This window comes from Paenibacillus amylolyticus, from assembly GCF_003719335.1.
In the GTDB taxonomy this organism is placed as follows: domain Bacteria; phylum Bacillota; class Bacilli; order Paenibacillales; family Paenibacillaceae; genus Paenibacillus; species Paenibacillus amylolyticus_D.
In genome coordinates this window covers 99,417-119,840 of sequence record NZ_RIAS01000011.1, presented here as the reverse complement: position 1 = coordinate 119,840, position 20,424 = coordinate 99,417, and the positions used below count along the sequence as shown (strand labels likewise).

The window sequence follows — 20,424 nt, the reverse complement described above, 5'->3', positions numbered from 1 at the left end:
ATTGACACTTTGTAACAACTAAATGTACAATAGGGTCAAGAATAGATGACTGGAAGGTTGATGAACATGGGCGACGAAATCCGCAGAAATATGGCCTTATTCCCTATAGGTATCGTAATGAAGCTTACCGATCTGTCCGCGAGACAGATTCGTTACTATGAGCAGCACAGCCTGATTGTTCCTGCAAGAACGTCAGGGAATCAGCGCTTGTTTTCCTTTAACGATGTTGAGAGATTACTAGAGATCAAGGCTCTGATTGAAAAAGGAGTTAACATTGCAGGCATTAAGCAAGTGATGAATCCTGTTTCAAAAGAGTCTGAAGAAGCAACGGTGATTACGCCGGATACGGAAGTTAAACGTAGAGAACTGTCCGATACACAGCTGCACCGTTTGCTGAAGCAACAGCTGGTGTCAGGTAAAAGACCAGGTCAGGTATCTCTCATCCAAGGTGAACTTTCTCGGTTTTTTAATAAAAAATAATCGATTCACCTAACGAGGCGGGTAAGGTGAATTTCAAACTTCTGATGTCAGACTCCTTGACCCGTGGCACATTCTAATGTACAAATATAACATGCAAGCCAAATACGCAGATAAGAAAGGGAGAGGAATCATGAGTTATACAAAAGAAGACATTCTCCGCATCTCCAAAGAAGAAAACGTACGATTCGTTCGATTGCAATTCACCGACTTGCTGGGAGCGATTAAAAACGTTGAGATTCCTGTAAGCCAGTTAACGAAGGCTTTGGATAACAAAATGATGTTTGATGGTTCCTCCATTGAAGGTTATGTTCGTATCGAAGAATCCGACATGTACCTCTATCCGGATCTTGACTCTTGGCTTATTTTCCCATGGGTATCCGATAATCGCGTCGCGCGTTTGATCTGTGACGTATATCTGCCAGATGGCAACCCATTCCCGGGTGATCCACGTGGCATCTTGAAACGAAACCTGAAGGAAGCCGAAGAAATGGGATTCACTTCCTTTAACGTTGGTCCTGAACCAGAATTTTTCTTGTTCAAAACGGATGAAAAAGGAAACCCAACAAACGAACTGAATGACCAAGGTGGGTATTTCGACCTTGCACCAACAGATCTTGGCGAAAACTGTCGTCGTGATATCGTTATTACACTTGAAGAAATGGGCTTTGAAATCGAAGCTTCTCACCACGAGGTAGCTCCTGGTCAGCATGAGATCGACTTCAAATATGCAGATGCTCTGAAAGCAGCAGACCAGATCCAAACGTTCAAACTCGTTGTTAAAACGATTGCACGTCAGCATGGATTACATGCTACGTTTATGCCAAAACCATTGTTCGGTATGAACGGTTCCGGTATGCACTGTAACCAATCCTTGTTCCGTGGCAATGAGAACGCATTTGTTGACGAGTCGGACGAGCTGGGCCTGAGCAAAACTGCGCGTCACTTCATGGCTGGAACGCTGAAGCATGCACGTGCGTTTGCTGCAATCACTAACCCGACTGTGAACTCCTACAAACGTCTTGTGCCAGGTTACGAAGCACCATGTTACGTAGCATGGTCTGCAAGTAACCGTAGCCCAATGATCCGTATTCCAGCTTCACGTGGTCTGAGTACTCGTGTTGAGGTTCGTAACCCGGATCCGGCTGCTAACCCATACCTCGCTTTGGCTGTTTTATTGAAAGCAGGCCTGGACGGAATCAAACGTGAGCTTTCCTTACCGGCTCCGATCGACCGTAACATCTACATCATGTCAGAAGAAGAGCGTGTGGAAGAAGGCATTCCTAGCTTGCCAGCTGACCTGAAAGAAGCATTGAACGAATTGATCCGCAGCGAAGTCATCTGTGACGCTCTCGGCGACCACGCCCTGGCTCACTTCTACGAGCTGAAAGAAATTGAGTGGGATATGTATCGCACACAAGTCCACCAATGGGAACGCGATCAATATATCACGTTGTACTAATACCAGAATCCCTTGCGCCACCTGGCGTGAGGGGTTTTTCTTTTTATGGATAAATCATTTCTAGGCAAAATAAAATGTGAGTGCCCACAAAATGCCCTAACAAATATGTTACAGGAAACACGAAAAACAGCGCTCTCTTATCGGAGCGCTGTTTTTGCGCTTAATTACATTACAGAGGGTTTCTAACGGTTCCTGCGCTATTTTAGTAAACTCGACACAGGGGCATTAAAAATAAACCCACCATGTTTGTTTTGTTCTTTAATAACTAATAGCTTACATGAAACTTAAAAAGGATGATATAACTACCGTGGTTTGCACTTACAACTGTAAGCCCGGGTTGAATAGGAGTAACCAAAAAATCAGGGCCAATATCACAAGCGCCATCACTATAGATTACATCATAAGTGTAGCCGCTATACCATTGACCAGGTTGGCCTACTTTTAGGTAAATGTCTCGCTCAAAAAATGCTTGAGGTGCTGTCACTTGAAAACTTTCCGATAGCGATAAAGCAGGTGTTGAAATACCCGTATCCGCAGCGAAGGACGTAGAACCAATTGAAAAACATGCAGATACAGCTAATAAGCCAGCAAGTAATTTCTTTATCATACAATTTTCGCTCCTTTTTGTTATGCTCATGAATTTATTCTGAAAGAATAAATTATTCCATCTTAGTTACGTAACCCTCATAGTTTCCGTAATATAATCCGTTTGAATAGGTAGTAGATGTTAATGTTAGTCTTCCATACCAAACACCATCAGCATAAGTGTAGCTCTGTGGAACATAACTTGCATTTCCATATTTATTGTTAACGTCTGAGTATCTCACAAATTTCTGGGTTGCCTGAATCGTAATACTTTGTGAAGTTACCGAATCTTGAGAAGAGGGTGAAGCGGTAGCTAATGATGTTGGAACAGCGATACTTGCCACAATAACAGTTAAAGCTCCGAGTGAACACATTTTCTTTTTCATACAAATACCTCCTAAGATTTGTAATGAATTAATGAAACTTTACTCTCTAAAAATACCATATTATTCAATGTAAAATAATAACATTTGTCACATGGTTTACTAGATTTATCTTCAGATCACGTCCCTCATATATGAAGATAAAATAAGAAAGTCAAAAATCAATGTACTTAGCTTCTACATTACATAAGTTAGCAGATATGATTTATTTTTGTGCGAAAATAAATGGTCATATCGTTTTTAAACTCTATAGGAAAATGAAAACTAAACTCAAATAAGAACATGAAGAGTTAGAAATATAATAAATTCAACATATGAAAAATTCATAAAAGAGATAAGAACATACAAGCAATCGTTGAAAAAATAAAGAAATATGCTTCATGCGATCCACTTATTTTGTCTTTTGACATCTGCCCTGTTTCAAATGTATGTTGATAGTTTCATATATAAAAGATATAATTAATTTAATTTTAAGCAATATAATTTTTAGAAATTAATTGGAGATGATATTTTTGGAACAACAAGCGAAACAACTTGTGACTACACAACGTACGTTTTTTAATACAGGACAGACTAAACCAGTGGAGTATCGGATTCAGGCTTTGCATAACTTGAGAGAAGGGATCGAGAAATACCAGGAGCGTATTTTGGACGCGCTTCGCGCTGATTTAAATAAATCAGAGGCAGAAGGATATGGCTCGGAGATTCGCATTGTATTGGGTGAATTGGATTATACGTTAGAACATCTGCGTGAGTGGGTTGCACCGCGTAGCGTTCCAACAAGCTCGGCAATGCCAGATGCCGTTAGCACGATTTACCCTGAGCCTTATGGAGTTGCTCTAATTATTGCGCCTTGGAATTATCCGTGCCAACTGGCGTTTGGGCCGCTGATCGGTGCGATTGCGGCGGGGAACTGTGCGGTGATCAAACCTTCTGAGCTTACACCAGCGACTTCTCGTTTAATCAGCGATCTCATTCAGGAAATATATCCGGAGGAGTACATTGCTGTTATGGAAGGGGAGGTTGAAACGAGCACAGCACTGCTTAAGGAGAAATTCGATTACATTTTCTTCACAGGTAGTACTGGAGTGGGTCGTATTGTAATGAAAGCTGCAGCAGAGCACTTAACTCCAGTGACGCTAGAGTTAGGCGGTAAAAGTCCGGCCATTGTGCATCAGGATGCTGATCTGAAACTGGCAGCACAACGTCTTGTGCGTGGTAAATTTCTGAATGCAGGTCAAACCTGTGTTGCGCCAGACTATTTATTAGTAGATGAACAGGTATATGATCAACTCATCGAGGAAATCAAAGCCGAGGTTCGTGATAAATTTGGGGACGACGTGATGCAAAATAAAGATTTTCCCCATATCGTTAACACACGTAACTTTGATCGTTTGAGCGCTTTCCTCACGAATGGCAAGACTTTAATGGGAGGGCGTTCAAATCGTGATCAGCTTACGATTGAACCTACAGTTCTTGGCAATGTCGATTGGGATTCCCCAGTAATGCAGGAAGAGATCTTTGGACCTATTCTGCCCGTATTTACGTATCGTGATTTGAATCCAATGCTTGATGAAATCATTCGTCGTCCTAAACCACTCGCTTTGTATTTGTTTACTGAGAATGAAGCTTTACAGGATCAAGTATTGAATCAGGTTTCTTTTGGTGGAGGTTGTATTAATGAGACTCTATCCCATATGACTTCGCATTATTTGCCATTTGGCGGTGTGGGAGAGAGCGGTATGGGTTCTTACCATGGACAACAAAGCTTTGAAGTATTCTCGCATCACAAAAGCATTCTTAAACGCACCAAATAATCTTTTGTTCAACGCATTTATTAGAGTGCTTTGTTAGAAATGATATGAATCCAACTATGAAAGCAAAGAAAGAGGTTGTCCTGTTGATCAGGGCAACCTCTTTCGTATTCTAGCAGGTATGAAGTATTAGCATTTTAATAAAACAAAATAAATTAATGAATATCTCGGAAAAGACCAATGACTTTGCCTAGAATACTAACGTGTTTCAACCGCAACGGTTCAAATGTTGAATTCTCTGGTTGAAGGCGAATATGATCCTTTTCCTTATAAAATGTCTTTACTGTTGCTTCATCGTCCTCAGTCATCGCAACGACAATGTCACCATTATCGGCAGTTTGTTGCTGACGAACGATTACATAATCTCCATTAACAATACCGGCTTCAATCATACTGTCCCCGACAACGGAGAGCATAAACACCTTCTGTTCCCCTACATAATGTGTAGGGAGTGGGAAGTAGTCTTCAATATTTTCTGTTGCCGTAATCGGCACACCAGCTGTTACTTTACCCACGACAGGAATTCGTGCAACACTGTGGGCGAACTGATGAGAATGTTCAGACTCTTCCTGGCTTAACAATTCAATCGCTCTTGGTTTGGTTGGGTCACGTCTAATTAACCCTTTCTTCTCCAAACGATCCAAATGTCCATGCACTGTGGAACTGGAAGCCAGTCCAACGGCTTCGCCAATTTCTCGTACGGAAGGAGGATACCCCTTCAAACGGACTTCATTTCGTATAAACTCCAGGATAGCCTGTTGCCTGCTGGATATCTTCGACATACCGTATCAACCCCATTTTAGTAACGTTTGGGAAAATTATAACATAGAACCTCCGTTCGTACAAACATAAGTTCTAAAGAAATCTTATTATTTCTATATTTTTTTCGATTCAGCCTCATTCGTTTGTTGAAAAGAGAGTTTAATTGCTCTTTACGAGAATTTTTAATACGAAAAAAGATGTTTTAATGTCGAAAAAAGAGCGAACAATTGTTCTAAAAAAGTCTTGAACAAAACAAATGTTCGTGTTATATTGATTCCAAGAGATAGGAACAAACGTTTGGAGGCGGGGACAAATGAGATATTCTACGTATCAGAGCATTTATAAACCAGTAAATTCAGAAGCTGTAAAGTCTAATATAGGGCAATTCAGAACCTTCGTGACACGTATTAAGTTTTCTACGGGATTAATTAAACTGGTAATTGCTTCATTAATTATCTTTATTGGATGTAGTACGGTTCTAACTGTCTTTGCTGGTAACGAGAATGATCTACTACCTGGCGGTAAGATTGCTGTATCACAAGGAGAAACATTGTGGAGTATTTCTTTGGAACATAAACCAACGTCGATGGATACACGTGTATATATAGAAGCAATCAAAAAAGTGAATCAACTTGAATCAGCAACAATCCAGACAGGACAAGTTCTAATATTACCTCAGTTTGTTAAATAGAGTGCGCATCTATATAGGTTGGCGCGTACTAACTTGACAAGCCGCCTTTCTCATGTCAAAGTTAATATGACTTTGTATTTTTGGAGGGGACAAGCTTGGATATAGATAGTCTGGTAGCACGTATTAACGAATTGGCTCGCAAGCAGAAATCCACTGGACTATCAGAGGAAGAACTTGCTGAACGTGCCAAATTGAGAGAAATTTACTTGGGTAACATTCGTAGCAACTTTAGACAGCAACTCGATTCAATTGAGATTGTTGACGACGACAAGGGCCAAGGCCACCAAGGCAAACTCAAACATTAATTTACGAAACCTAAACATATCGTTATGATATTTAGGTTTCTTCATGTTAGCTGGGGATGCTTACTATAAGGGGGAACATCGGTTTACATAGTAATGATGTAAGCCGATACAAGACACATAAGGGGGATTCACATGTCGCGGCGTTCGTTCGAAAGAACGGTTCGGAAAAATTCGAAGCAATTGAATCAGCAACGTAAAAAAAGCGGTCAACCAATCACAGGAAATCCAGGTGAGGATATTTACAAAGGAAGAAGCCTTTTGTTCCCTATCTTTTTAATTGGTTTGGCGTTTTTGTATCTGTTCATGAGTACTTTTTTAGTGAAAGCACCGATGACAACCTGGGATTGGGTCACAATGTTGCTCTATGTATTTTTGGCTGTCATTTTTATGCTCCGCCGTCCTTACGTTAAAATTAGCAGTAATCGGATCATCACAACGAAGGGGAATCGTGAACGATCCATCGGGGTTGACGATATTATCAAATTCCGATTTGAGCCGGGTACTGTTGTTATTGAACACAACAGCCGTGGAAAGAGATGGGTTTTCACCAAGTTGTTAAATCGTTACGATACAGAAGCAATTACCGAGCGGTTGCTGAAATTTGCAAAAGCACACCAGATTACCGTAGAAACGATTGATAAGTAATTAACGTGTAAAGGGGCAGATGATCGGAATGGCGTTGAAAGCGATTATGTTTGACCTGGATGATACTTTATTATGGGACGAACGAAGTGTTCGAGAAGCTTTTCATGAAACTTGTCTAATTGCGGCAACAGAAACAGGTGTTAATGCTGAGGCACTCGAAGAGGCTGTTCGTAACGAAGCGCGTGAACTATATGAATCTTACGAAACGTTCCCTTTTACCAAAATGATTGGAATTAACCCTTTTGAAGGACTTTGGGCGAACTTTACGGGAGGAGAACAACCGGAATTTCGTCAGCTTGAACAATTGGCTCCAATTTATCGTAAGGAGTCTTGGCGCCGCGGTTTACTAAAGCTGGGTGTCGATCAAGAAGAGCTTGCAGAGCGCCTGGCCTCGCAGTTTGGTGCAGAACGTAGATCGAGACCTCATGTTTATGAAGAAACGATGGATACGCTGCGTCATTTGCAAGGAAAGTATAAATTGTTGCTTTTGACTAATGGCTGTCCTGCTTTACAGCAAGAGAAACTTGATGGCGTTCCGGAGTTATCTCCTTTTTTTGATGAGATTATTATCTCAGGTAGCTTTGGTAAAGGTAAGCCAGATCCATCCATTTTTGAGCATGCTCTAAGTAGACTGGGTGTTCAACCAGAAGAAAGTATGATGGTAGGCGATAAGTTAACAACAGATATTCGTGGTGCGTTGTCTTCAGGTATTCGCGCCGTATGGATTAACCGGGAGAACAAAACAAATAATGAAAGTTACTCACCGAACCACGAGATTAAACATTTGTCTGAATTAGAAGACTTAATCGCTAATTTTTAAATCTCTTTTCTTATATTGAATGTTTTTTTAACAATCTTTACTAGGTAACTTTAATCTACGTTACCTAGTAAAGATTGTTTTTGTTTTATAACACAAAAAATATTTCATCGAATTATATATAATCTGATATTGGAAAATTTTAATGAAAAAAATTGGGAAAGATTAACATAATATTGCCAATCGTGAGTTTAGGTATTACAATTATTGGTATATTGAATGAGAAAATTCATTCATACTACAAAGTCAAATTAATAAATTAAAATACCTCAAAGGATTTATAACTGCCTATATGATGACTACGAGAAAGATTTACGTGCAATTTAGTTTTTAATGACACTGTATAAACCAGCCTTACACAATATCACTTCCACACACATGATCTCGTAACTTTGTACTTATTCTTTGATTGGAGGCTATTTTACATGGATAATGTTGTCTCTCTTCCTGATTTCGAATATTTTAAAGGTATGAAAAAGATGTTCCCCCAAAGCAACCATCCCTTTTTGGATTGTATCCACAACTCCCTATTAACGATAGCTGCTAATTATCATAAAGATACGTTCTCAATTATCAATAATTTCGTAACCATATACAGATTTGACGAAAATAAAATAAAAGATCGAGGATATTTTAAACTCGAGGTGGTAAGTGTCAAACGTTTAGATCAAGTATTGGGTGAGATTGGTATTACAATAAATCATTTCTCACCTGATGCAAGCACTTTAAAATCCCAAATCATAACATCACTTTACAAAGGAAATCCAGTTGCTATTTATATTGATCTGTATTATCAAAGAGGACGGGAATTTTACTACCTTAAGCAACATGGGCCGCACCCGGTATTGGTTTATGGATATAATTCTACGAGCAACGAGGTCTATATCGTTGATGATATAACGGAGTATAAAAAGTACAGTGTACCATTTGAGGATATAAAACAAGCTTGTTTGAGTGAAGATATTAAGGGACCTCTTTTTTTGGAATTTGTATCTGACTCTGTTGATCTCGATACCCAAAATAGCTTAGATATATATAAGGAAAGTTTTAAAAACTATAAAGATCACATGCTGAATTACCAGGACGAAATTATGCAAGGAATCCAAAGTATCTCTTCGTTAGCTGATTATTATGAAGACATTATAAAGAATGAGGACATTATTGAAACACTAAGCAGCACCATTTATAGAAAATGTTCAGAAAAATACAGATTGTCGGCTCTTTATGACCTTAATCCCACCCTTTTGGACAAAACTAACGAATTCATTAATCCACTTGTAGATGAAATTATTACGGACTGGACGTACCTAAGAGCGATTACTACCAAAGCAATCTTTTCTCAAACCCTTCATTATGAAAGCGTTAGCAAGTGTGTCCGAATAATTAAGGGCCTACACAAAAAAGAACTGGAGCTCACAGAGCGCATATTTAATTGGTTAACAGAGGCTATTGACTGAGTTATAATAAGTTATTATTACTAAAAACTATCACCTTGAAATTTTTAAGCTGAGTATAAAGGCCAAGCAAAGTGCAGTGATACACTTCTAAAGTGCACTCTTTAAAAAACGGATTGGGATAAACCTCCGGTTTATCCTATGAACCTTTTAGAGGTATTTTATTCCAGTAAATGGATTAACTCATTTTTTGGGACGTAAGGCTGTTTTGCCAAGGTAAAGGTGATTGGAACAAGTAATGTGTTACATAGGCTCTTTATACGTAGAATAGTGTGTTAGAGATGTGGGGAGAGCTTTACAATTAAGATCGATAAAATATATCATTACATAATGGTTTAGTGTTAAAACATAGTAGAAGAGGAGTTAATTTAAAGCTTCAGAAAGACAATGGGAAGAAAAGAGAATGTATCGTGAAATATAGAAAACAAACGGAACGAAACAAGGTGCTGCCCTGTTCGTTCCGTTTTGACAATATTTTATATAATCATATTAAGCGTTTTTGATAAACGTTGGATCAGGGTACGGATCGGCGATCCAGCCATCTTTTTCGATGAACAAGCGAACCGCAATAATTTGTTTGTTCTCCATTAAAGTGAAGAAGTGCGGTGTGTTTTCAGGAACGGAAATAACGTCACCCGGAGACAATTCTACATTAAAGTAACCCGTATCATCGGTTGCTTTAATAACAAAGATACCTTTACCCGCAACAATAGCGCGAATTTCGTCTTCTGCATGCGTATGGATCTCTTCAAACTTGGCCAATTTTTCTTCGATGTCTGGTGTTTGCTCTGAAAGGGTGATTACATCCCAGATTTGATAACCGCGGCGTGCCGCCAAGTCTTTGATCTCGTAATCGAAGGTTTCTAAAACTTCCTGCTTCTGATCATCGGTTAAGCCGAAGTTGTTTTGCAGTTCTGTGTTTAATTTGGAAGCGTCCCACTTCTCATATAATACATCATATTTGTTCAAGAAATTTCGAACGTTCTCGTCTCCGATGATTCGTTCGTTCGTATTTCGGATAACAATTTCAGCCATACGCTTTCCCTCTTTTCCACTTGGATTAATTGATATTATATCGGATTGCTCAAAATTTGTCGATTCACATTTCTGCTTCATTCCTGCAAATTCGCGACCTTTCGGGAGCAAAACCGATCTTTCACATTAAGTAAGTTTCTGTTAAACTAAGATTTAACGTTTTGCGGGGGTGAAGATATTGGATAAGCTTAGTCTACACGATGCAATAAAACAACGAATATTAATCCTCGACGGCGCAATGGGGACGATGATTCAACAAGTGGATCTGACCAGCGAAGATTTTGGCGGCGAAGATCTGGATGGATGTAATGAAATGTTGGTGCTAACCCGTCCAGACTTGATCCAACGTATTCATGAAGATTATCTGGAAGCTGGTGCCGATTTAATTGAGACCAATACATTTGGTGCAACTTCAGTAGTTCTTGCTGAATACGATATTCAAGATCGTGCACGTGAAATTAATCTCGAAGCGGCCAGAATTGCGAAAGCTGCAGTAGATCGTTTTTCCACACCGGAGTCACCACGATATGTGGTCGGAGCGATGGGACCAACAACCAAAACGCTGTCTGTGACTGGTGGAGTGACATTCCAAGAGCTGGTGGACAGCTATTTTGAGCAGGCCCTCGCTTTAATAGAGGGAGGCGTTGATGCGCTACTGCTTGAAACCTCACAGGATACTCTTAATGTCAAAGCAGGTAGCATTGGCATTCAGCAAGCGTTTGAACAAAGCGGTATCAAGCTGCCTCTCATGATCTCAGGAACCATTGAACCTATGGGCACGACCCTGGCCGGTCAGAACATTGAATCTTTTTATATATCCCTAGAACACCTTAACCCAATTTCAGTGGGACTAAACTGTGCGACAGGTCCGGAGTTCATGCGTGACCATATTCGATCTCTGTCTGGCATGGCATCTGTTGCTGTGAGTTGTTATCCAAATGCAGGTCTTCCTGACGAGAATGGTAACTATCATGAATCACCAGATTCACTTGCGCAGAAGATCGGTGCTTTTGCAGAACAGGGATGGTTGAACATTGCAGGAGGATGTTGCGGAACAACGCCAGCACATATCCGGGCCATGCGTGACACGCTCGCCAAGTACCCCCCAAGAGAATTGAACGGAACACACCCGCCTGCATTGTCAGGGATTGAACCGGTATATGTCGAACAGGACAATCGTCCTTATATGGTTGGTGAACGCACCAACGTACTTGGTTCACGTAAATTCAAACGACTCATTGTCGAGGGCAAGTACGAAGAAGCTTCCGAAATTGCCCGGGCTCAAGTGAAGAACGGAGCACACATCGTTGACGTCTGCGTACAGGACCCTGACCGTGAGGAAACGGAAGATATGATCAAGTTCCTTGAACTTGTTGTCAAAAAGGTCAAGGTTCCGCTGATGATTGACACCACAGATGCTGCGGTCATTGATACAGCGCTTCAATATTCTCAAGGGAAGGCCATTATTAACTCCATTAACCTTGAGGATGGCGAAGAGAAATTTGAGTTGGTAACTCCTTTGCTGCATAAATATGGCGGAGCCGTAGTTGTGGGAACGATTGACGAACGTGGTCAGGCGATCAGCCGCGAGGACAAGCTTGACGTAGCTAAACGTTCGTATGATTTGCTGGTGAACAAATACGGGTTGAAGCCAGAAGACCTTATTTTTGATACTCTGGTCTTTCCGGTAGGTACGGGTGATGAGCAGTACATCGGATCTGCGAAAGAAACGATTGAAGGTATACGTATCATTAAAGAAGCGCTCCCAGAGTGTCATACGATTCTGGGTATTAGTAACATCTCCTTTGGTCTGCCTGAAGCAGGTCGTGAGGTGTTAAACTCTGTTTTCCTGTACGAATGTACCAAAGCAGGGCTGGATTATGCCATCGTGAATACCGAGAAGCTGGAGCGTTACGCATCCATCCCTGAAGAAGAACGCAGACTCTCGGAAGAGCTTCTGTATAATACAAACGATGATACGCTGGCTGCCTTCGTAGCTGCATTCCGTAACAAAAAGGTAGAGAAGAAAGAAAAAATCTCTAACCTTTCATTAGAAGAACGTCTCGCATCTTATGTCGTTGAAGGAAGCAAAGAGGGTTTATTGCCCGATCTGGAGCAGGCTCTCGCCAAATATTCAGCGCTTGAAGTCATCAACGGTCCATTAATGAGGGGTATGGAAGAAGTCGGACGTCTCTTTAACAACAATGAATTAATTGTAGCTGAGGTGCTTCAAAGCGCAGAAGTGATGAAGGCTTCTGTCGCATATCTGGAGCAGTTTATGGAGAAGAACGAAACTTCTGTTAAAGGCAAGATTATTCTCGCCACCGTTAAAGGGGACGTACATGATATAGGTAAAAACTTGGTAGAGATCATCTTGTCCAATAACGGTTACCGGATCATTAATTTGGGTATAAAAGTACCACCAGAGCGTATTATTGAGGCGTATAGGGAAGAAAAAGTGGATGCTATTGGCCTCTCAGGTTTGCTCGTTAAATCTGCTCAGCAGATGATTCTTACCGCTCAGGATCTGCGCACAGCCGGCATTGATGTGCCAATCATGGTAGGTGGAGCGGCATTGACTCGTAAGTTTACCAAAAACCGGATTCGTCCTGAATATAACGGGATGGTAGTCTATGCGAAGGATGCAATGGATGGTCTGGATCTGGCAAACAAGCTGATGAATCCAGTGACACGGGAATCGATGCAAGCGGAGATGGATGCGGAAAAAGAAGCTGATGCGTCAAATGCGGGAGAGGTTCAAGCACTTCCTGAGCTTACACGCGTTGAGCGCTCGGCCATTTCAGCTGATCATCCAGTGCTTGTACCACCTGATTTAGAACGTCATACATTGCGGAATTACCCGTTATCACACATCCTGCCTTATGTGAACATGCAGATGTTACTCGGGCATCATTTGGGACTTCGTGGTTCAGTAGAGCAATTGCTCGCTGCGGGTGACCCTAAAGCAACCGATTTGAAAGCGGTCGTAGATGGCATTATGCAGGAAGCTGTTCGTGACGGAATCATTCAGGCTCATGCGATGTATCGCTTCTTCCCGGCACAGTCGAGCGGCAATAGCGTCATCATTTATGATCCGCAAGATACCAGCAACATCCTGCATACCTTTACGTTCCCACGTCAAAAGGTAGAGCCTTTCCTATGTCTTTCCGACTTCCTGAAGCCAGTTGAATCCGGCGAAATGGATTATGTAGGCTTCCTCGTTGTCACTGCGGGACATGGTGTGCGCGAGCTTTCGACGGCATGGAAGGATCAGGGGGATTATCTACGTTCGCACGCGTTGCAGTCTGTAGCGCTTGAAGTGGCGGAAGGACTCGCAGAACGGGTGCATCACATGATGAGGGATATCTGGGGTTTCCCAGATCCAGCTGACATGACGATGAAACAACGTCATGGCGCACGTTATCAGGGGATTCGAGTATCCTTTGGATATCCGGCTTGTCCTGATCTGGAAGATCAGGGTCCGTTATTTAAGCTGATGCAGCCTGAGGATATCGGAGTAGAGTTGACGGAAGGTTTCATGATGGAACCTGAAGCATCGGTATCTGCGATGGTATTTAGCCATCCGCAGGCCAAATATTTTAACGTCGAAAAAGCATAAATTGATAAGTTGTTCAGGCAAGCCCTCCGCATGGTCGGAGGTTTTTTGCTGGCAACAGAAAGAGGTGCGATCCAGAATGGAACTATATTTCCTGGGAACTAATGCTGGTGTACCTACGCTGCAACGGAATGTAACGTCCATTGGACTACGCATGTTGGATGAGCGCAGAGCGCTGTGGTTGTTTGACTGCGGGGAAGGGACACAGCATCAGATTTTAAGTTCTCCGCTTAAACTAAGCAAATTGGAGAAAATTTTTATTACCCATCTGCATGGTGACCATGTATTCGGATTGCCTGGTTTGCTGTCCAGCAGGGCATATCAGGGCGGAACGACTCCGCTCACGGTGTATGGACCGCCGGGGACGGAACGCATGATTGCAACAACGATGGAACTTAGTCAGTCCCGCTTAAATTATGACTTGAACATTGTTGAGCATACTGGCGGTGTGCTGTTTGAAGATGACAGCTTTATTGTAGAGTCTGCCTTACTTGAACATCGTATCGACAGTTACGGCTATCGGATTACCGAGAAAGATCGTCCTGGTAGTCTTGATTCTGCTAAATTAGCGGCTTACGGTCTGAAACCAGGCCCGTTGTTCGGACGGTTAAAGCGGGGAGAGACAATTACATTAGACAGTGGTGATACGGTACGTCCTGAGGATGTTTTAGGATCCCCAAAACGCGGAATGGTGATTACAATTCTGGGTGATACGCGTCCTTGCGAAAACGTGAAACCTCTGGCTCAGGACGCAGACGTTCTTGTTCATGAAGCGACGTTTATGCATGATCTGGCCGACACTGCTCATGAGTACTATCATAGTACGTCCAGACAAGCGGCAGAAGCGGCCCTAGCGGCGGATGTGGGTCAGCTCATTATGACTCACTTCAGCTCTCGTTATAAGGATGAGGAACAGCTTCAGCCATTACTTGTAGAAGCAAAGAGCATCTTTCCGAACACAAGGCTTGCGAGCGAGCACCAACTGATTCCTGTGGTTCATGGGAAACACAATTCTCCGCAATAAAGCGGAAGCCTTGATTCATGACGCAGGCTATATCAACAACCGGCGAATGAGACGGGACTGAGGGAGAAATGTTCCCGAGGTCCCTTTTGCAATCTGTTCAGAAAGCGTGTAGGATGGGCAATATGAGCAGGGAAATTCTCTGAATTATTTTCCGGGAAAGCGCAGGAAATGACAAGCTTGTACAGAAGGCGCGCGAGTTAAACCGTCTGTGTTCGATCCGGTTCGACTTGTTGTGTGTCTCTTTCTATGAGGCTGAACCATCCTACATGCTTGAATACATAGTATAAAGGTTTGTTTGAATCGCCTGATTTTGTTAAGGGGATGAAATGTTAACTGAGTGAAGAAAGGAAGTGCAATGTATGATTAAGGCCTATCTGATCGATCTGGATGGTACATTGTATCATGGCAGGCATCGTATTGATGGAGCCGATGAGCTCATTCGCACGTTGCGAAAGCAGGGAGTACCTTATTTGTTCGTGACCAATAATTCTTCCCGTACACCCCAAGGTGTAGCCGATCATTTGAATGGCATGGGGATAGAAGCGGATGCTTCCGAGGTATGTACCTCTGCTGTAGCCGCGGCTGAATACGTTGCTGCAGATTCTCCCGGCGCTAAGGTGGCATGCATTGGAGAACGTGGGCTGTTACAGGCCATTGAAGAAGCGGGTTTATTTCTGACGGAGGCTGAGCCAGATGTTGTGATCCAAGGCATCGACCGTGAATTTACCTATCAAAAATTAACGAAGGCACTCCGCTGGATTAATGGGGGAGCTAAGTTTATTATGACTAACCCTGATCTTCAGCTTCCAGCTGATGATGGATTAACGCCCGGCGCGGGCACGATTGGGGCTGCGATTGAGGCGGCGACCGGCGTGCAGCCAACGGTGATCGGTAAACCGTCAAGCATTATTATGAGATCAGCCATCCGCCGGTTGAACTTGAAGGCAGAAGAAGTGGCTGTTATCGGAGATAATATGCGCACGGATATTGCTGCAGGCGCGGCAGCAGGCTGTGAAACGATACTTGTTCTGACAGGCATTACTACACATGAAAATCTGGATGGACATATTCAGGCCGTGAAGGCACGTCCAGATCATGTTTTTGAAGATTTGCATACATTGACTGCATGGTTAGCCCAAAAGGTAGGCCAGGCTTCCAAGAAGGAGTAGATAAAGAATGCCAGAGTTACCGGAAATGGAAAATTACAGGATATTATTGTCCGAGCATATACTTGATTTGCCGATAACAGGGGTAGTTGTGAACCGTGAAAAGACGATCAACACGACTGCTGATGTGTTCATACATGAGTTAACAGGCAATCGGATTATATTTGTGGAACGGCGCGCTAAACATCTGATTTTTCACCTTGCAAACGGCAAACGTCTTGTGTTGCATCTTATGCTAGGTGGCATGTTGTTCTGGGGGACAGAGGACGAGCGTCCTGACCGCACCACACAGGTAGAAATTCAATTCGGAGATCACATTCTTTTCTTCATCGGTTTGCGTCTTGGTTATCTGCATCTGATGTCTTCCAAGGAAACGGAAGAAGCCATGTCTGATTTAGGTCCGGAGCCTCTGGATCGGAGGATGAATAAAGAACGTTTTGCTGCACTGCTTAAAGGTCGCAGGGGAACACTCAAAACAACCTTGGTAAATCAACATATTATCGCTGGCATCGGCAATTGTTATTCGGATGAAATCGCCTTCGCTGCGGGACTTAGACCAAGCTCAAAAACACAGAACATTGCGAATTCAACTGAACTGACAGAGCGGCTGTATCACGCTATGCAATCGGTGTTGCGTGAGGCTGCGCACGAGGGTGGTTATATGGAAATGCCGCTAATGCACGGAGACAACAAAACAGGAAAGTTTGACGAGCAGTGCCGGGTCTATGACCGGGAGGGTGAAACTTGTCCTCGCTGCGGGGGAACGATTGAACGAGTTGAGATTACGGGCAAAAAGGCATTTTTCTGTCCGCAATGTCAGCATGAGGCCTAAAACCGGCATCGGCGCACATGTAAGCACTAAAGGTGGATTTTTACAGGCGGCCAAGAGAGCATATGAGATGGGAGCAACGGCTTTTCAGTATTTTCCGAAAAATCCGCGCAGTCTTAGTCTGAAAAGTCTTGATCGGAAAGATGCTGCACTGTGCAGGGACTGGTGTGGAGAACATGGTTTAGCATCCATTGCTCACTCACCTTATCCTACGAATCCGGCACTAGGTATGACCCGTGGAGAGGCGGGGTTTCATGCTATTGTTTCATCGATTCGCAATGATCTTGAGATTTCTAATGCATGCGGTTCTGTTGGAACAGTTGTTCATTTTGGCCATATTCAAACGAAAGATCCGCTAGAGGGGTATCGTAATTTGATTCACTGTCTGGACACTGCGCTGGAAGGTTGGCAAGGCGAATCCAAGATTTTACTTGAAAATCAGGCAGGGGATCATGGACCCATGGGAACAACGATGGAGGAAATGATCCAGATTCGCAAGCTGAGTCGATTCCCAGAACATATTGCATTTTGTTTCGACACCTGTCATGCTTTTGCTTCAGGGGTGTGGAAGGCCGGAGATGAGGCCGTTTTGTTAGAGAAAGGCAGGCAGTTGGGATATTGGAATGACCTGGCGGCAGTTCATTTTAATGATTCCAAATATGCATCCGGCCTGAATAAAGACAGACATGCGAGAATTGGTCATGGACATATTGGTTATAAATCGATGCAGAGACTACTGCAATCACCCCATATTAAGCAAGCGGTTGTTGTACTGGAGACGGAAACAGGAGGAGACGGAACGCATCGTGAAGATATACAGCTCATGCGTTCCTGGTTATAAGTAGGGAGGTGCGAGACGATGCATGTTTTTCTGGATGACTATCGTTCTTGTCCAAAAGGGTTTGTTTTGGCTACCAATGCTGAGGAATGCCTTTTGTTATTGCGAGAGGGCGAAGTAGACATTTTATCACTGGACTATGAACTTGGGCCGGATTCGATGAATGGCGGTGAAGTAGCTGCGGCGATTGTACGGGAAGGGCTCTATCCGCGTGAGATCTATTTACATACGTCGAGTATGTATGGAAAACGCCAAATGTACGAGATGTTGTATAGCAACAAACCTGAATCAGTTATAATTCATAACGGTCCGATGACAGGTGAAGTCATGTTGCGAGTGGCTGCGGAGGCTGAAAAATGTTGAAGCCGATTACGTCTAAAATGTTAATGCGCGGTGTATGGGAAGGGTTGCCCCAAGCTGTATTTATCTATACTCCGTTATGCGGAACGTGTGCCGCGGCACGTCGTATGCTGGAAGTCGCTGAGCATATGTTGCCAGAAGGTGTTTTATATGAGATGAATATTCATGATATTCCTGAGCTTGTGCAGCAGTTTCAGATTTCGAGTGTACCGGCTTTAATGTTGTTTGATGGGGAGCAAGATGTACCCAGAATGGTTTATCGGATGAACTCGGTCGAGCATCTGCTCAATGAGATTCGGAAGGCGGTGTTAAAATGAGTGTTGTAGTGATGGAGAACATTTCGCTGCGTCGCGAAGAAAATCAAATTCTTGATGACGTTCATTTACGCATTGAACCAGGGGAACATTGGGTTATCCTGGGGCGTAATGGATCAGGTAAGACTACATTACTGGAAATGATGAATGGATATATGTTTCCGAGTTCGGGACGCATTGAAGTGCTCGGTAATGTGTACGGGCAATGCGATGTCCGGGAGGTTCGCAAGGAGATTGGGTATATCAGCCAAACCCTGATTGAAAAACTGACCTTACGTGATCCGGTGTGGGAGGTTGTCGCTACAGGAGCCTATGCCTTTTTGCGTTTTTATCAGACGATACCAGATGAAGTGAAAACAAAGGCGATGAATCTGTTGGATGAGATGGGCTTCGCAAAACTGGCAGATCAGCCGCTGGGAACGTTATCCCAGGGAGAACGCAAAAAAGTCATGTTGGCACGTTCGTTAATGTCGGAACCAAAGCTGCTTATTATGGACGAGCCGTGCGCCGGTCTTGATCTGTACGAACGTGAGAAGATGCTTATTGAGATTGATCGTCTGCGCCAGCGGAATATGACGGTGGTGTATGTCACCCATCATGTGGAAGAGATCGTGCCGTTGTTTACCCATGTCGCATTGATCCGTGATGGACGTATTGCCGCGGCGGGGCCAAAACATGAGATATTAACAGAAGATACAATTAAGCATACGTATGATATTCCGGTGGAAGTTCAGTGGCATGAGGATCGTCCATGGATACGCGTACGTTCTGGAGGGTAACACAAGTTGAGTACACAATCGTTTTCGGGAGAAACAGACTTTTCCCGTTTTATATGCACGGCCAATCATGGCTTTGCGCCTTATGCGCAGGAGGAGTTACGCCGCACTTTTGGGGCAGTGAAGAGCACGGTTCTGGTTCCAGGTGAGATTCTACTAGCCGGTTTGCCAGTTGCAGAGGAAGAAGTCTCGATTAGACTTCTACAAGAGTCTCCGACGTTTTTGCGTCACATTCAGCCTGTTCAATTTCAAGAGAATACGGAAGATCCAGAGCAGTCTCTGGAGAGACTGATTGCGTATATTCTGAACCATAAGGAATTGTCTGGGGCTAAGGTCGTCATGCAAACTCGCAAAACAGAGGGTTCTTTTTGGCGCGAAAACGCTGCTTCATTGAAACAAATGTTAACAGAAAAACTGGGTGATCTGGGCTGTGAATGGGTTATTCGGGATGCGGAATATGTCATTTCGGTATTTGCTGCGAATGATATGTTATATGCAGGTGTATCCAGACCCGAACAGAATCTGTCCGACTGGAGTGGTGGAGCGATCCGTTTTCAGAAAGAAGAAGGACAAATCTCACGAGCCAAGTTTAAGTTGCTTGAAGCGGAGCAAACGTTTGGTATTGATTTTACTTCGTTTCACAAGGCACTTGATATTGGCGCAGCACCTGGGGGATGGACATCATTCCTGCTTGAGCGCGGGCTTGAGGTAACCGCGGTAGACCCGGCGAAGATGGATGCAACCTTACTGGCTTCACCTAAATTGACGTTTTTGAAAAAAAATGCAGGGGATGTGCGCTTCCGCGAAGGTGAGTTCGATCTGCTTGTAAGTGATATGAGCTGGAGTCCGAAGTTGATGAGCAGACTGGTATCTGACCTTCTGTATAGTCTTCAATCCGGAGGAACAGCCATCGTTACGGTAAAATTGTTGCACAAGAAACCACTTGCGCTTATAAAAGAAGTGATCGATACGTTTGAGCGTTCACGTATGCAGATTCAGCGTTCGAAGCAACTGTTTCATAATCGTGAAGAGATTACACTTTATATGATTAAATATTAAGTCATTTAACTT

21 protein-coding genes are annotated in these 20,424 nt (G+C 43.1%); 17 read left to right on the top strand and 4 right to left on the bottom strand.

The window, feature by feature from the left end; translation table 11 throughout:
- Positions 1-66: 66 nt before the first annotated feature.
- Entirely contained in the window at positions 67-480 is a 414-nt protein-coding gene (locus tag EC604_RS19495; RefSeq protein ID WP_056689944.1) for a MerR family transcriptional regulator, read from the top strand.
- A gap of 130 nt (positions 481-610) precedes the next feature.
- Positions 611-1,939 carry a type I glutamate--ammonia ligase gene (gene glnA / locus EC604_RS19490; RefSeq protein WP_090916813.1) on the top strand — a complete coding sequence of 443 codons (1,329 nt, stop codon included), beginning with the start codon at positions 611-613 and terminating at the stop codon, positions 1,937-1,939.
- 265 nt (positions 1,940-2,204) lie between these two features.
- On the opposite strand, the gene EC604_RS19485 is transcribed toward glnA, so the two are convergent.
- Entirely contained in the window at positions 2,205-2,546 is a 342-nt protein-coding gene (locus EC604_RS19485) for a hypothetical protein (RefSeq protein ID WP_123065754.1), read from the bottom strand.
- 52 nt (positions 2,547-2,598) lie between these two features.
- Positions 2,599-2,910, bottom strand: coding sequence for a hypothetical protein (locus tag EC604_RS19480; RefSeq protein WP_123065753.1), 312 nt, complete (start codon positions 2,908-2,910; stop codon positions 2,599-2,601).
- Between the two features lie 509 nt (positions 2,911-3,419).
- Here EC604_RS19480 and EC604_RS19475 point away from each other — a divergent pair.
- Positions 3,420-4,724, top strand: a complete 1,305-nt coding sequence (locus EC604_RS19475; RefSeq protein ID WP_240037032.1) for an aldehyde dehydrogenase — start codon at positions 3,420-3,422, stop codon at positions 4,722-4,724.
- A 152-nt stretch (positions 4,725-4,876) separates the two neighbouring features.
- Here the strand turns inward: EC604_RS19475 and lexA are convergent, their stop codons facing one another.
- The gene (gene lexA, locus EC604_RS19470) at positions 4,877-5,503 is read right to left on the bottom strand and encodes a transcriptional repressor LexA (RefSeq protein ID WP_123065751.1); all 627 of its coding nucleotides are present in this window, start codon (positions 5,501-5,503) and stop codon (positions 4,877-4,879) included.
- Positions 5,504-5,796: 293 nt separating this feature from the next.
- Here lexA and EC604_RS19465 point away from each other — a divergent pair, with 293 nt between their 5' ends.
- The 5 genes from EC604_RS19465 to EC604_RS19445 all read left to right on the top strand — a co-directional run bounded on the left by EC604_RS19465 (position 5,797) and on the right by EC604_RS19445 (position 9,398).
- Positions 5,797-6,174 carry a LysM peptidoglycan-binding domain-containing protein gene (locus EC604_RS19465; protein ID WP_123065750.1) on the top strand — a complete coding sequence of 126 codons (378 nt, stop codon included), beginning with the start codon at positions 5,797-5,799 and terminating at the stop codon, positions 6,172-6,174.
- A 95-nt stretch (positions 6,175-6,269) separates the two neighbouring features.
- The gene (locus EC604_RS19460; protein ID WP_123065749.1) at positions 6,270-6,479 is read left to right on the top strand and encodes a DUF896 domain-containing protein; all 210 of its coding nucleotides are present in this window, start codon (positions 6,270-6,272) and stop codon (positions 6,477-6,479) included.
- 132 nt (positions 6,480-6,611) lie between these two features.
- Positions 6,612-7,124, top strand: a complete 513-nt coding sequence (locus tag EC604_RS19455) for a hypothetical protein (RefSeq protein WP_090916770.1) — start codon at positions 6,612-6,614, stop codon at positions 7,122-7,124.
- Between the two features lie 28 nt (positions 7,125-7,152).
- Positions 7,153-7,944 carry an HAD family hydrolase gene (locus EC604_RS19450; protein WP_123065748.1) on the top strand — a complete coding sequence of 264 codons (792 nt, stop codon included), beginning with the start codon at positions 7,153-7,155 and terminating at the stop codon, positions 7,942-7,944.
- Between the two features lie 422 nt (positions 7,945-8,366).
- Positions 8,367-9,398 carry a hypothetical protein gene (locus tag EC604_RS19445; RefSeq protein ID WP_123065747.1) on the top strand — a complete coding sequence of 344 codons (1,032 nt, stop codon included), beginning with the start codon at positions 8,367-8,369 and terminating at the stop codon, positions 9,396-9,398.
- 486 nt (positions 9,399-9,884) lie between these two features.
- Here the strand turns inward: EC604_RS19445 and EC604_RS19440 are convergent, their stop codons facing one another.
- On the bottom strand, positions 9,885-10,430 hold the full coding sequence (locus tag EC604_RS19440) for a cupin domain-containing protein (RefSeq protein WP_123065746.1): 546 nt from the start codon (positions 10,428-10,430) through the stop codon (positions 9,885-9,887).
- 238 nt (positions 10,431-10,668) lie between these two features.
- Between EC604_RS19440 and metH the strand changes: the two genes are divergently transcribed.
- From metH to EC604_RS19395, 9 genes are all read left to right on the top strand, one after another.
- Positions 10,669-14,049 (top strand): methionine synthase, encoded by a 3,381-nt coding sequence (gene metH, locus EC604_RS19435; protein ID WP_429350354.1) that lies wholly within the window; start codon positions 10,669-10,671, stop codon positions 14,047-14,049.
- Positions 14,050-14,125: 76 nt separating this feature from the next.
- On the top strand, positions 14,126-15,070 hold the full coding sequence (gene rnz / locus EC604_RS19430; RefSeq protein ID WP_123065744.1) for a ribonuclease Z: 945 nt from the start codon (positions 14,126-14,128) through the stop codon (positions 15,068-15,070).
- Positions 15,071-15,429: 359 nt separating this feature from the next.
- Positions 15,430-16,239 (top strand): TIGR01457 family HAD-type hydrolase, encoded by an 810-nt coding sequence (locus EC604_RS19425; protein ID WP_123065743.1) that lies wholly within the window; start codon positions 15,430-15,432, stop codon positions 16,237-16,239.
- 7 nt (positions 16,240-16,246) lie between these two features.
- Positions 16,247-17,068 (top strand): Fpg/Nei family DNA glycosylase, encoded by an 822-nt coding sequence (locus EC604_RS19420; protein WP_123065742.1) that lies wholly within the window; start codon positions 16,247-16,249, stop codon positions 17,066-17,068.
- On the top strand, positions 17,058-17,906 hold the full coding sequence (locus EC604_RS19415; RefSeq protein ID WP_123065741.1) for a deoxyribonuclease IV: 849 nt from the start codon (positions 17,058-17,060) through the stop codon (positions 17,904-17,906). Before EC604_RS19420 ends, EC604_RS19415 begins: the two co-directional genes overlap by 11 nt.
- 18 nt (positions 17,907-17,924) lie before the next feature.
- Positions 17,925-18,266, top strand: coding sequence for a cyclic-phosphate processing receiver domain-containing protein (locus tag EC604_RS19410; protein ID WP_123065740.1), 342 nt, complete (start codon positions 17,925-17,927; stop codon positions 18,264-18,266).
- The gene (locus EC604_RS19405; RefSeq protein WP_429350498.1) at positions 18,263-18,580 is read left to right on the top strand and encodes a thioredoxin family protein; all 318 of its coding nucleotides are present in this window, start codon (positions 18,263-18,265) and stop codon (positions 18,578-18,580) included. The genes EC604_RS19410 and EC604_RS19405 overlap by 4 nt, the downstream gene beginning before the upstream one ends.
- The gene (locus EC604_RS19400; protein WP_123065738.1) at positions 18,577-19,356 is read left to right on the top strand and encodes an ABC transporter ATP-binding protein; all 780 of its coding nucleotides are present in this window, start codon (positions 18,577-18,579) and stop codon (positions 19,354-19,356) included. Before EC604_RS19405 ends, EC604_RS19400 begins: the two co-directional genes overlap by 4 nt.
- Before the next feature lie 6 nt (positions 19,357-19,362).
- The gene (locus EC604_RS19395; protein WP_123065737.1) at positions 19,363-20,412 is read left to right on the top strand and encodes an SAM-dependent methyltransferase; all 1,050 of its coding nucleotides are present in this window, start codon (positions 19,363-19,365) and stop codon (positions 20,410-20,412) included.
- Positions 20,413-20,424 lie beyond the last annotated feature (12 nt).

Coding starts and splice junctions, on each gene's coding strand:
- EC604_RS19495 (WP_056689944.1), top strand. CDS start 67: ATGGGCGACGAAATCCGCAGAAATATGGCCTTATTCCCTATAGGTATC.
- glnA (WP_090916813.1), top strand. CDS start 611: ATGAGTTATACAAAAGAAGACATTCTCCGCATCTCCAAAGAAGAAAAC.
- EC604_RS19485 (WP_123065754.1), bottom strand. CDS start 2,546: ATGATAAAGAAATTACTTGCTGGCTTATTAGCTGTATCTGCATGTTTT.
- EC604_RS19480 (WP_123065753.1), bottom strand. CDS start 2,910: ATGAAAAAGAAAATGTGTTCACTCGGAGCTTTAACTGTTATTGTGGCA.
- lexA (WP_123065751.1), bottom strand. CDS start 5,503: ATGTCGAAGATATCCAGCAGGCAACAGGCTATCCTGGAGTTTATACGA.
- EC604_RS19465 (WP_123065750.1), top strand. CDS start 5,797: ATGAGATATTCTACGTATCAGAGCATTTATAAACCAGTAAATTCAGAA.
- EC604_RS19455 (WP_090916770.1), top strand. CDS start 6,612: ATGTCGCGGCGTTCGTTCGAAAGAACGGTTCGGAAAAATTCGAAGCAA.
- EC604_RS19450 (WP_123065748.1), top strand. CDS start 7,153: ATGGCGTTGAAAGCGATTATGTTTGACCTGGATGATACTTTATTATGG.
- EC604_RS19445 (WP_123065747.1), top strand. CDS start 8,367: ATGGATAATGTTGTCTCTCTTCCTGATTTCGAATATTTTAAAGGTATG.
- EC604_RS19440 (WP_123065746.1), bottom strand. CDS start 10,430: ATGGCTGAAATTGTTATCCGAAATACGAACGAACGAATCATCGGAGAC.
- metH (WP_429350354.1), top strand. CDS start 10,669: ATGGGGACGATGATTCAACAAGTGGATCTGACCAGCGAAGATTTTGGC.
- rnz (WP_123065744.1), top strand. CDS start 14,126: ATGGAACTATATTTCCTGGGAACTAATGCTGGTGTACCTACGCTGCAA.
- EC604_RS19425 (WP_123065743.1), top strand. CDS start 15,430: ATGATTAAGGCCTATCTGATCGATCTGGATGGTACATTGTATCATGGC.
- EC604_RS19420 (WP_123065742.1), top strand. CDS start 16,247: ATGCCAGAGTTACCGGAAATGGAAAATTACAGGATATTATTGTCCGAG.
- EC604_RS19415 (WP_123065741.1), top strand. CDS start 17,058: ATGAGGCCTAAAACCGGCATCGGCGCACATGTAAGCACTAAAGGTGGA.
- EC604_RS19410 (WP_123065740.1), top strand. CDS start 17,925: ATGCATGTTTTTCTGGATGACTATCGTTCTTGTCCAAAAGGGTTTGTT.
- EC604_RS19400 (WP_123065738.1), top strand. CDS start 18,577: ATGAGTGTTGTAGTGATGGAGAACATTTCGCTGCGTCGCGAAGAAAAT.